Raw genomic sequence first — 12,147 nt, 5'->3', positions numbered from 1 at the left:
CCTAATATTAAGAAAAAACATTCAATTTCTTTATATTCTATCACGAATATAAAGAAAGGATGGCATTTTTTACTTTTGGGGATAGTTAACACTTTTAAGTTGATGGGCATGGGATCACTTCCGAGAACTAGAGAAAAAAGGTCTTATGATGTACGGACAAATGACAGCTGGTAGCTGGATTTACATTGGAACGCAAGGGATTCTACAAGGAACATATGAAACATTTGGTGAAGCAGCTCGTCAACATTTCGATGGTTCATTAAAAGGTACATTAACACTTACTGCTGGTTTAGGTGGTATGGGTGGTGCACAACCTCTTGCTGTAACGATGAACGGCGGTGTTGTCATTGCTATTGATGTTGATAAGCGCAGCATCGATCGTCGTATTGAAAAGAGATACTGTGATATGTATACAGAATCATTAGAAGAAGCGTTAACGGTTGCGAACGAGTATAAAGAGAAGAAAGAACCGATTTCTATTGGTTTATTAGGAAATGCGGCAGAAATTTTACCAGAACTAGTGAAGCGCAATATTACACCAGACTTAGTTACAGATCAAACATCTGCTCATGATCCATTAAACGGTTATATTCCAGTAGGCTACACGTTAGAAGAAGCAGCGAAACTTCGTGAAGAAAATCCAGAACGCTACGTACAATTATCAAAAGAAAGTATGACAAAACATGTGGAAGCAATGCTTGCTATGCAAGAAAAAGGCGCAATTACATTTGATTACGGAAATAACATTCGCCAAGTTGCTTTCGATGAAGGTTTGAAAAATGCATTCGATTTCCCAGGATTCGTTCCAGCATTTATCCGTCCATTATTCTGCGAAGGAAAAGGACCATTCCGCTGGGTAGCACTTTCTGGTGATCCAGAAGATATTTATAAAACAGACGAAGTAATTTTACGTGAGTTCGCTGATAATGAACATTTATGTAACTGGATTCGTATGGCACGTCAACAAGTTGAATTCCAAGGGCTTCCATCACGTATTTGTTGGCTTGGTTACGGTGAGCGTGCGAAATTTGGTCGCATCATTAATGAAATGGTTGCAAATGGTGAATTATCAGCACCAATCGTTATCGGTCGTGACCATTTAGATTGTGGATCAGTAGCATCTCCAAACCGTGAAACAGAAGCGATGAAAGATGGTAGTGATGCAGTAGCTGACTGGCCAATTTTAAATGCATTAATTAATAGTGTAAACGGTGCAAGCTGGGTATCTGTTCACCACGGTGGTGGCGTTGGTATGGGTTATTCACTTCATGCGGGAATGGTTATCGTTGCAGATGGAACAGAAGCAGCAGCAAAACGAATTGAGCGCGTATTAACTTCTGACCCTGGTATGGGTGTTGTTCGTCACGTGGATGCAGGGTATGACTTAGCTGTGGAAACTGCGAAAGAAAAAGGCGTTAACATTCCGATGATGAAATAAGGAGGAGAAAACATGCTGGACACTTTACTAATAAATATCGGTCAATTACTAACAATGGATCAAGAAGATGGCTTGTTAAGACGGGAAGCGATGAACACGCTTCCTGTTATCGAAAACGGTGCGGTTGGAATTGAAAATGGTGTAATTACTTTCGTTGGAACAGCGGAAGAAGCGAAAGGATTACAAGCGAGAGAAGTTATTGATTGCGGCGGGAAAATGGTTTCTCCTGGTCTTGTTGACCCGCATACTCATCTTGTATTTGGTGGATCTCGTGAAAATGAAATCGCACTAAAACTACAAGGAGTTCCGTACTTAGAAATTTTAGAACAAGGCGGAGGCATACTTTCAACTGTAAATGCAACGAAACAGGCGTCGAAAGAAGAACTTGTTCAAAAAGCGAAATTCCATTTAGACCGTATGCTATCTTTCGGAGTTACTACTGTAGAAGCGAAGAGTGGTTACGGATTAGATGATGAGACGGAATGGAAACAATTAGAGGCAACAGCACAATTACAAAAAGAGCATCCGATCGATTTAGTTTCAACATTTTTAGGTGCTCATGCAGTTCCGAAAGAGTATAAAGGTAGATCGAAAGAATTTTTACAATGGATGTTAGACCTACTACCAGAAATGAAAGAGAAGCAATTAGCGGAGTTCGTTGATATTTTCTGTGAAACAGGTGTGTTCTCTGTAGAAGAATCAAAAGAATTTTTATTAAAAGCGAAAGAGCTTGGCTTTGATGTGAAAATTCATGCAGATGAAATCGACCCTCTTGGTGGTGCGGAAGCAGCGGCAGAAATCGGTGCAGCATCAGCGGACCATTTAGTTGGTGCTTCTGATAAAGGAATTGAAATGCTTGCAAATTCTAATACAGTAGCAACTTTATTACCAGGAACAACTTTCTATTTAAATAAAGAAAGCTTTGCTCGTGGACGTAAAATGATTGATGAAGGTGTTGCAGTTGCGTTAGCTACAGACTTTAACCCAGGTAGCTGTCCAACTGAAAATATTCAGCTTATTATGAGCATTGCGATGCTAAAATTGAAAATGACACCAGAAGAAGTTTGGAATGCCGTAACGGTTAACTCATCATATGCCATTAACCGTGGTGATGTAGCTGGGAAAATTAGAGTTGGTCGTAAGGCAGATTTAGTTTTATGGGATGCTTACAATTATGCTTACGTACCGTATCATTACGGCGTAAGTCATGTGAATACAGTATGGAAGAATGGTAATATTGCATATACAAGAGGTGAACAATCGTGGAGCACGGCCACTATTTAAAGAAAAATGCAAAGTTTATTGATCGTGAAGTGACGAAATGGAGTGAGATGATTAAAGATTGGGAGGAAGGTGTGGAAATATTCGGTGCTGCCTTAATTGGAGCACCCCTTTCTAAACCGTCTATTAGTCATTCAGGAGCGAGTTTTGCGCCAAAAACAATTCGTGCGATGTTAGATGCATATAGCACATATGCAATTACAGAAGAACACGATATGAAAGAAAGTGTCTTATATGATTGCGGCGATATTACGATGCATGTGACGGATATAAAAGAAAGTCATAAACGAATTGCGAAAACAGTTGGGCATGTAACGAAAGTAAACCCGAACATGATACCAATCGTTCTTGGCGGTGACCACTCGATTAGTTTTCCGAGTATAACAGGTTTTGCAAACAGTAAAGGGAAGGTCGGAATTATTCAATTTGATGCTCATCATGATTTACGTAATTTAGATGATGGAGGCTCGTCAAATGGTACACCATTCCGTAGTTTACTAGAAAATGATGTCATTGCAGGGAAACAACTTGTTCAAATTGGAATTCGTAATTTTTCTAATGCACGTGCGTACCATGAATATGCAATAGAGCATGGTGTAACAGTGTATACAATGAAAGACGTACGAGAGCGAGAAATAAAAGATATTATCACGGAAAGTATTGAAGTATTAAGAAATCAAGGTGTGACTTCTATTTATATTTCTCTTGATATGGATGTGCTAGACCAAGCGTTTGCACCAGGTTGTCCAGCAATTGGGCCTGGTGGGATGGATAGTACGACTTTACTAGATGCGATTGAATTCCTTGGTAAAGAATCGCTCGTTCAAGGGATGGATATAGTAGAGATTGATCCAACTCTTGATTTCAGAGATATGACGAGTAGAGTAGCAGCGCAAGTGATTATGAGTTTTCTTTTAGCGAGGGAAACAGTTAGCAAACAGGTTAGTATATAGACGGAAAAGTAGATATTTATTTATGCCTTATCAAAAACACATCACTACTTAAATGTAGTGATGTGTTTTTGTGTTAAAGGAGAATGAATGTGTGTGGAACCGTTAATGGAATTGCGATTTTTATAGTGTATTGTGTAAATTTAATTTCTTGCTTCTGAAGTATTGACTCGTAAAATAATTTTGTGATAAAATAAAAAAATTTTGCTAAAAACTAAAAGTATGTTAAGCTTGAGAAGGTTACCATATATGGAGGTGGATTATTTGTTTCAAATTGGTGATAATATTGTTTATCCAATGCAGGGAGCAGGTATAATTAAAGCCATAGAAGAGAAGGAAATCTCAGGAGAAAAACAACAGTATTATGTTATAAAAATGTCGGCTAGTAATATGGAACTAATGATTCCAGCAGGGAGAATATTGAATTCGAATATACGACCAGTTACGGATATAACCGCATTAGCACACATAATGGATATTTTTCAACATGGGGAATCAGATAGATTACTTACGTGGAAACAAAGGTATAAATTGAACACTGATAAAATAAAGACGGGTAAAATGCAAGAAGGTGCTGAAGTTGTGCGTGATTTAATGCGTATACAGAAAGAAAAAGCACTTAATGCAAGCGAAAAGAAGATGTTAGATAACGCATATGAATTTTTGATTAGTGAACTGGGATTAATTGAAGGTATCACAGAAAATCAGATAAAAAGCTTTTGTTAAGGTTCATTACAAATAATGTATTATATCCCAAAAAAGATCTTGAATTTTTTGGGAACATAATTATAGAAAATTTATCATTTCAAAGACATTCAACTCTTTCAAACCACTTTTAGAGCATTACCTCTATTGTTATTACTACAATCAAATCCATTTTTATTTTTTAATTTCATTTATGAATGTTCGAAGTTTAATTGAATACTTCGATAAAATAGTTACTTGATTTTTGCAATCCTGATTCACACTGGCACGGACGAGGAGCCGTAAGGATGAAAGAGAGGTAGGGCTTTCATTGTTTTAGGTATATAAGTTATTATTTTTAGAAGAATACTGAACCATTTTCACTTCTATTGATAAGGTGTTTTTTTATTAAAGAGATAAACGAATTGACAGCCATATATGGTCAACAAAAAAGGTTTCCTCCTAAGGAAACCTTTTTAATATTATTTACAGCGTTTTATTTTTTGAATATTCGAATTTTTTGTTATAAAGTCGTAAAAATTGACGTTACTATCTAAAAGTAAGTATGATGCGATTATAGTAAGATTTTTTAGGGGGGAAGAAAAATGACAAGTTCAAGTAATAAAGCAGCGAGTATTTATGAAGGAACAAATGTAAATGCAGGGGGATTTTTTGAAAACGTTGAAGAAACAAAGTTGTTTGATCCAATTCAAGTTGGAGCTTGGTCTCTTCGTAATCGTATAGTGATGGCACCGATGACAAGATGCTTTGCAGATAATGAGACTGGAGTAGTTGGTGCTGATGTAGTGGAGTACTACAGAAAACGTGCTGCGGATGGAATTGGACTAATTATTACAGAAGGAATTGTCATTAGTCCGAGAGCAAAAGGAAATCCAGGAGTACCAGGTATTTATACACAAGAACAAATCGATTCTTGGAAACCTGTTACAGAGGCAGTACATAAAGAAGGCGGGACGATTATTGCTCAAATATGGCATGTTGGGCGTATGAGTCATCATGAAATAATTGGTGGTCAAATGCCACAAGCACCATCGGCTATCGCTGCAGAGGGAAATGTTCCACGCTTTCGTAAACCGTTTGATACGCCAGAAGCAATGACGTTAGAAGAAATACAAGAAGTGATCGGTCAATACGCACAAGCTGCGAAAAATGCGATCGAAGCTGGATTTGATGGAGTAGAAATTCACGGTGCACACGGATATTTAATCGATCAATTTACGTATGAGTTTGCGAATAAGCGAACAGATAAATATGGTGGTGATTTAAAACAAAGGTTAACGTTTATGAAAGAAGTAACGGCGGCTGTAATAGAAGCTGTTGGAGCTAATAAAACACTTCTTCGTTTCTCTGCTTTCAAAGGTGATAATCCTACTTATATGTGGGAAAACCCTGAGTTTGCAATTGAAACGTTCATAAATATGTTTAAAGAGGTTGGGTTAACGATGATCCATCCTTCAACGATGAATTATACGCAAGAGATTGCTGGTGGAAAGAATTTTCATCAACTAGTAAGAAAATATTGGGATGGTACGATTGTTGGGGTTGGTAATTTAAATCCGAAAGAGGCCGAAGAAGCGTTGCAAGAAGGAACGATTGATGTAGCGGCATTCGGAAGACCGTTAATTGCTAATCCAGACTTTGTTCATCGAATTAAACACGCTGAAAGTTTAGTTGAATATGACGCGAAAGAGCATCTTGCTACGTTAGTATGAATAAAGATAAAAGGAGAGCACATCGAGTGTTCTCCTTTTATTATGGAATTTCATAGGGGGAAGCGGGATGAGTGAAACGCTACTCGTTATTATTAGTATATTACTATTTTTAATGTTGCTTTTAATCGTCTTTTTTATCATTACATTTTTTATAAAAAAACGAACACACCATTCTATTTTAAAATTACATCCGTACTTAGGAAGAATGCGCTACTTACTGGAAAAGATAGGGCCTGAATTCCGACAATATTGGTTTGATCATGATACGGATGGAAAGCCTTTCTCACGTTATGATTTTCAAAGTGTTATGTTTTTAGCGAAATATCGCTCTGAAATACTTGGTTTTGGATCAAAACGAGATTTTGAAGCTTCTGGATATTATATTGCTAATACATTATTTCCGATATTAACTGAGGAATTAAGTGTGAATCTCACGCAAGAGCGGGAAGGTAAAAAGTACGTGATTCATAAAGAAGGGTTATTTTCAAGAAGAGAAAAATTGACAGCGGATACAACGAATCTTTGGCTGTACGAAGAAGATGATGCAATTATAGTCGGTGAGAACCGTAAATATCCGTGGAAGCTACATGGCATGTTTGGTGCATCTGCGACTTCTTACGGTGCGATTGGAGAAAATTATATTTTAGCGAGTGGTTTTGGAGCAAAAATGGCAGGCGGATCGTGGATTAATACGGGTGAAGGTGGCGTTATTCCAGAACATTTACATACAGGAGCGAGTATCGTTGCGCAAATTGGTCCAGGGTTATTTGGATACCGTGATGAAGACGGTAATTTTTCAATGGGAAAATTCATGGAGAAAGCGAAAGAAAGTAATATTAGAGCATTCGAATTAAAATTTGGGCAAGGTGCTAAAATACGTGGTGGTCATTTAGAGGGACAAAAGGTAAATGAGAAAATTGCTTTTGTTCGCAACGTTCGAAAGGGAGAGACGATTAATTCACCGAATCGATTTTCATTTTTAAAGAATGCAGCGGATACACTTTGTTTTATTCAACAGTTGCAAGAAAACAGCGGTAAACCAGTTGGAATGAAAATTGTAATTGGTCAGCAGGAGCCTTTGGAAGATTTAATAAAAACAATGAAAGAACTAAACATTTACCCAGATTTTATTACAATCGACGGTTCAGAAGGCGGGTCAGGGGCAACGTATAAATCGATGGCAGATTGTATGGGACTGCCGCTTATTCCAGCATTACTTACATTTATTGATACAGCAAACCATTATGGTGTCCGTAACAAGTTTAAAGTATTTGCATCGGGTAAATTAATCACACCAGATAAAGTGGCGATTGCTTTAGCGATTGGGGCGGATGCTGTAAGTTCAGCCCGTGGGTTTATGATGGCAAGTGGCTGTATTATGGCCCTTCAATGTAATTCTGGTCAATGTCCATCTGGTGTAGCCACGACGAATCCGCATTATCAAAAAGCGTTAGATCCGTATGAGAAGAAGTGGCGAGTCATGAATTATATTATTAGTATGAGATATAGTTTATTTTCATTAGCGGCAGCGGCGGGAGTGAAGAGCCCGCGCCATTTAACTAGAGAGCATATTGTGTTTAAAGACGAGGTGGGGAGAGTAGTTCCTCTTTCGGAATTGTTTCCTATAGTAAATCAAACCTAAAAGTATATTTGATGTGTAAGATTTTTTAGAGGAATAATTATATTTTTGGAAAAATTAGGAGTATAATAGGGGAGTATTTTTGAAAATGACTATTTTTAGGGAGAGATTCACTTGCAGCAAGGTTCGTACAGTATTACAATTTTTTTACTCGTCATAGGGCTCGTTATATTTAGACGCATACGCTCTATGAATCGACCAATTAATAATAAAGGAAGACGACTACTATTGCCATTATTCTTCTTATTACCAGGTTTTTCTTTATACGCAGCACCGATACAACTTGCTGGTTGGCAAATTGGTATAGCTGCTGGGATCGGACTGTTATTGTCAATTCCACTTATTATTTTAAGTGGGTATGAAGTCAGAGAAGATGGTCAAATTTATGCAAAAAAAAGTATCGCTTTTATTGCTACATTTTTAGTTATCGTTCTTTTACGTGCTTATTTTAGAAGACATTTACAAGGTCTAGATCCAAAGTCAATCGGCATTCTTTTCTACACTCTTGCGGTTTGTTATATAGTACCTTGGCGTATTGGATGCTATATGAAATTTCGTAAAGTATATGTAGAGAAAGCAAAATTTGAGACGTCAATAAGCTAAAAGTCATACATTTGTATGGCTTTTAGTTTTTAAAATTTATCGGGTAAAGGAATGAAAATAAGGTGTGAAAAAACACTCTTTAATTTTCTGAATATTATTACTTTAATTTCTTGAAAAATCATTGTAATCCACTGGGATAAAGGCGTTTATAAAGGTTTTCACATGTAATGAAAAGTGCTCGTTCACTTGAAATAACAAAAAATGTTTGTTAAGGTAGGGAACCATAAGTGAAAACAAGAAAAATGAAAGTAAGGACTTATTGACAATAAAAAATAAGTAACTTATAATAAATCTTGAGTTCGAGATAAATAATGTTCATAATGAAAATTTATTATGGTTATAAATCGAACAAATATTTTTTGTGAATTATCTTGAATTCGAGATAATTCAATAGGTTAGACGCCGATACGTAATTTTGTGATTAATATCTCGAATTCGAGATAAAATTATAATGACGGATTTTACTTTGTAGCATGGACAAAATGAATAATGAATTTAAATGTAAAAGAATTTTTATAATGAAATAAAAAAGGAGTGGAAGAAATGGAAAAGAAAACAATGGGAATCCATCATATTACAGCGATTGTAGGGCATCCACAAGAAAATGTAGACTTTTATGCTGGTGTATTGGGGTTACGTTTAGTGAAACAAACAGTGAATTTTGATGATCCAGGTACGTACCATCTTTATTTTGGAAATGAAGGAGGAAAGCCTGGAACAATTATTACGTTTTTCCCATGGGCAGGTGCTCGTCAAGGTATTATTGGAGATGGTCAAGTAGGAATTACATCTTACGTTGTACCAAAAGGTGCAATGGAGTTTTGGGAAAATAGATTAGAAAAATTCGATGTTTCGTATACAAAAATGACTCGTTTTGGAGAGCAGTATTTAGAATTTGATGATCCGCATGGTTTGCATATAGAATTAGTTGAAAGAGAAAAAGGCGAATTAAATAATTGGAGTTTTGGAGAAGTTACACCAGAAGTAGCAATTAAAGGGTTTGGAGGTGCTGTTCTTTTATCTACACAGCCTCAAAAAACAGCTGAATTGTTAGAACATATTATGGGTCTTGAGAAAATTGGAGAAGAGGGTGAATTTGTTCGATTCCGTTCTTCTGCTGACATTGGAAATATTATTGATTTGAAATTATCAACAATCGGTCGTGGCCAAATGGGCGTTGGCACAGTTCATCATATTGCCTGGAGAGCGAGTGACGATGCTGATCAGCTAGACTGGAAAGAGCATGTGTCGCGTTTTGGATATCACGTAACTCCTGTACAAGATCGAAATTATTTTAACGCGATTTATTTTAGAGAACATGGTGAAATCTTATTTGAAATTGCAACAGATCCTCCTGGTTTCGCTCATGATGAATCGTTAGAGACGATGGGTGAGGAATTAAAGTTACCGGAACAATATGAACAACATAGAAAACAGATTGAACAAACGCTTTTACCATTTGAAGTGAGAAATTTAGATTAAAGTGATTGAAGGGGGAAAAGGATTATGATGAAACATGTTTTTCAAAAAGGAAAAGATACGTCAAAACCAGTGTTGTTATTACTTCATGGCACAGGTGGTAATGAATTAGATTTACTACCACTTGCAGAAATAGTTGATCCGGAAGCGTCGGTATTAAGCGTTAGGGGAAATGTGTTAGAGAATGGGATGCCGCGTTTCTTCCGCCGATTAGCAGAGGGCATTTTTGATGAAGAGGATTTAATTTTCCGTACGAAGGAATTAAATGAATTTTTAGATGAAGCGGCTAAAGAATATAAATTCGATAGAAATAACATTGTAGCTATCGGTTATTCGAATGGGGCAAATATCGCAGCAAGCTTATTATTCCATTACGAAAATGCATTGAAAGGTGCTGTGCTTCATCACCCAATGGTACCAAGAAGAGGAATGCAATTAGCAAATTTAGCAGGGAAATCTGTGTTTATTGCTGCTGGGACAAATGACCCAATTTGTTCATCAGCAGAGTCAGAGGAATTGAAGATACTATTAGAAAATGCAAACGCGAATGTAACAATGCATTGGGAAAATCGAGGGCATCAATTAACGATGGGTGAAGTAGAAAAAGCAAAAGAGTGGTATGATAAAGTATTTTAAAAAAGAAGCATCTGCTAACCATTAGCAGATGCTTCTTTTTTATTTAAGACTGGATTGCAAGATGAGATGAAGAAAGTGGTAGCTCAATATCAACAATTGTACCTTTATTTAATTCGCTTGAAATGTGTAATTTACCATGATGTTCTTCAATTATTTTGTAACACATCATTAATCCTAGTCCTGTGCCTTTTTCTTTTAAACTATAAAAAGGTTCGCCTAGACGGGAGATACGATCTTCTGGAATGCCACAACCTTCATCGATAATTCGTATTAAGATGAAATTATCCTCTAATGGTTTTGTTTGGATGAAAATATTTCCGCCATTTGGCATCGCTTCTATCGCATTTTTTAATATGTTTATAAAAACTTGTTTTAATTGGTTACCGTCACATTGAATATCATATACGTAATCAAAATGATCCATGATGATATGAACGCTATGCATAATTGCAGTCGGTAAAATAAATGTAACTACCTCTTCAATTAAAGTTTGTATGTTACAAGTTTGGATAGATAATACTTGTGGCTTAGACATCGCCATAAATTGACTCGTGATGGATTCCATTTGTGAAATCTCACTTAACATAACATCGATATACCATTTTTGCTCCTCATTTATTTCAGGGAGGAGCAATGTTAGAAAACCCTTTAGGGAAGTGAGTGGATTTCGAATTTCATGGGCAATTCCAGCTGTCAGTTGTCCGACTACTGCGAGCTTCTCAGATTTTCGTAGTAACTTTTCAGTTTCTTTTAGCTCTGTAACATCTCTCCCCATCACGATAAGACCTTTGCGAGAACCATCAGGATGATAAAGCGGAACTTTTGATATACTTAAGATTAAATCGAAATCATCTCTATGTATAATAAATTCCTCGCCATGAAGAATTTGTCTTTGTTGCCATGCTAGTTCATCGACTTCTTCACAATGTAAAAAAGCTTCTCGGTATGCTTCATTATATTGAATGAGTTCGCTATCTTTTTTCCCGTGGTAAGGTACATGATGGAAGTTGAAGCAAGAAAGTGCGTAGTCATTTGCCTCAAGCCAGCGCCCTTCATGATCTTTAAATATAACAAACGCAGGCATGGAGTTTACTAATGTACGTAATCTCTTCTCACTTTCTTTTAGCATATTCTCAATTCTTTCTGATTTTTCAAGTGGCTTCATAATAGCGTATACACCAGTAAGACGATTTTGAACAAAAATAGGAACTAGTTTTGTCACAACATCTAATAAGAATCCATTTTTATGATAAATAGATAAGATATACTCTTGTTGATTATCCGCTTCAGTATTCTTTATATTTTGTAATACTTGCTCAGAAATATGGGCTCCTAAAATAGAGGTAATATTTTTCTGTTCTAATTCTAAAGAAGTGTAACCTAATATTCTTTCGGCAGAAGGATTTATATGTAGAATAACTCCTTCTAAGTTTAATGAAATAATACTATCAGGATTATGTTCGAACAGAGATGCGTACATTTCTGTTAATGAACGATCTTGTATATGGTTTCGCAAACGTCTAGAAATGTTCGGATGACGTTTTTTTTGAGTTGGTGAATATTTTTTACGACTCATAATAGTTCCTCCGTACAAATAGCATCTAAAAAGATTTGTCTATTCATAACTATAATATAGATGTGATGTGTATTTCTATAAAAAATGGAAGTTATAGAATAAATTTTATTTTTTTATTTTTTTTGCAA

Annotated in this window: 9 protein-coding genes and 1 pseudogene; 9 read left to right on the top strand and 1 reads right to left on the bottom strand. The window is 36.2% G+C overall.

What is annotated here, in order from left to right; translation table 11 throughout:
- Positions 1 to 103: 103 nt before the first annotated feature.
- From hutU to ACS2CR_RS09995, 9 genes and pseudogenes are all read left to right on the top strand, one after another.
- A pseudogene (gene hutU, locus ACS2CR_RS10035) lies at positions 104 to 1,438 on the top strand (urocanate hydratase); the annotation flags it as partial.
- Positions 1,439 to 1,450: 12 nt separating this feature from the next.
- Positions 1,451 to 2,722, top strand: a complete 1,272-nt coding sequence (gene hutI, locus ACS2CR_RS10030) for an imidazolonepropionase (RefSeq protein ID WP_000887540.1) — start codon at positions 1,451 to 1,453, stop codon at positions 2,720 to 2,722.
- Positions 2,701 to 3,672: a formimidoylglutamase gene (gene hutG, locus ACS2CR_RS10025; RefSeq protein ID WP_309567965.1), complete on the top strand. Its 972-nt coding sequence runs from the start codon at positions 2,701 to 2,703 to the stop codon at positions 3,670 to 3,672. Before hutI ends, hutG begins: the two co-directional genes overlap by 22 nt.
- A 261-nt stretch (positions 3,673 to 3,933) precedes the next feature.
- Positions 3,934 to 4,395, top strand: a complete 462-nt coding sequence (locus ACS2CR_RS10020) for a CarD family transcriptional regulator (RefSeq protein ID WP_170317877.1) — start codon at positions 3,934 to 3,936, stop codon at positions 4,393 to 4,395.
- A gap of 563 nt (positions 4,396 to 4,958) precedes the next feature.
- Positions 4,959 to 6,086 (top strand): alkene reductase, encoded by a 1,128-nt coding sequence (locus tag ACS2CR_RS10015; protein WP_153602507.1) that lies wholly within the window; start codon positions 4,959 to 4,961, stop codon positions 6,084 to 6,086.
- A gap of 67 nt (positions 6,087 to 6,153) precedes the next feature.
- Positions 6,154 to 7,728: an FMN-binding glutamate synthase family protein gene (locus ACS2CR_RS10010; protein ID WP_000005165.1), complete on the top strand. Its 1,575-nt coding sequence runs from the start codon at positions 6,154 to 6,156 to the stop codon at positions 7,726 to 7,728.
- 111 nt (positions 7,729 to 7,839) lie between these two features.
- Positions 7,840 to 8,328 (top strand): cytochrome c biogenesis protein CcdC, encoded by a 489-nt coding sequence (locus ACS2CR_RS10005; protein WP_053512827.1) that lies wholly within the window; start codon positions 7,840 to 7,842, stop codon positions 8,326 to 8,328.
- Between the two features lie 543 nt (positions 8,329 to 8,871).
- Positions 8,872 to 9,810, top strand: coding sequence for a ring-cleaving dioxygenase (locus ACS2CR_RS10000; RefSeq protein WP_000412731.1), 939 nt, complete (start codon positions 8,872 to 8,874; stop codon positions 9,808 to 9,810).
- A gap of 24 nt (positions 9,811 to 9,834) precedes the next feature.
- On the top strand, positions 9,835 to 10,443 hold the full coding sequence (locus tag ACS2CR_RS09995) for an alpha/beta hydrolase (protein WP_000975485.1): 609 nt from the start codon (positions 9,835 to 9,837) through the stop codon (positions 10,441 to 10,443).
- A gap of 43 nt (positions 10,444 to 10,486) precedes the next feature.
- Here the strand turns inward: ACS2CR_RS09995 and ACS2CR_RS09990 are convergent, their stop codons facing one another.
- Positions 10,487 to 12,019: a BA3702 family sensor histidine kinase gene (locus ACS2CR_RS09990; protein ID WP_000087658.1), complete on the bottom strand. Its 1,533-nt coding sequence runs from the start codon at positions 12,017 to 12,019 to the stop codon at positions 10,487 to 10,489.
- Positions 12,020 to 12,147: the final 128 nt, after the last annotated feature.

This window comes from Bacillus cereus group sp. BceL291 (assembly GCF_051776705.1).
Lineage (GTDB): Bacteria > Bacillota > Bacilli > Bacillales > Bacillaceae_G > Bacillus_A > Bacillus_A cereus.
Note: the sequence above shows the minus strand (reverse complement) of the source record. Positions and strands in the feature narration are given on the sequence as shown.

Bases quoted from the DNA above. Each gene is read 5' to 3' on its own strand.
- ACS2CR_RS10000 (WP_000412731.1), top strand. From the start codon at position 8,872: ATGGAAAAGAAAACAATGGGAATCCATCATATTACAGCGATTGTAGGG.
- ACS2CR_RS09995 (WP_000975485.1), top strand. From the start codon at position 9,835: ATGATGAAACATGTTTTTCAAAAAGGAAAAGATACGTCAAAACCAGTG.
- ACS2CR_RS09990 (WP_000087658.1), bottom strand. From the start codon at position 12,019: ATGAGTCGTAAAAAATATTCACCAACTCAAAAAAAACGTCATCCGAAC.
- hutI (WP_000887540.1), top strand. From the start codon at position 1,451: ATGCTGGACACTTTACTAATAAATATCGGTCAATTACTAACAATGGAT.
- ACS2CR_RS10010 (WP_000005165.1), top strand. From the start codon at position 6,154: ATGAGTGAAACGCTACTCGTTATTATTAGTATATTACTATTTTTAATG.
- ACS2CR_RS10015 (WP_153602507.1), top strand. From the start codon at position 4,959: ATGACAAGTTCAAGTAATAAAGCAGCGAGTATTTATGAAGGAACAAAT.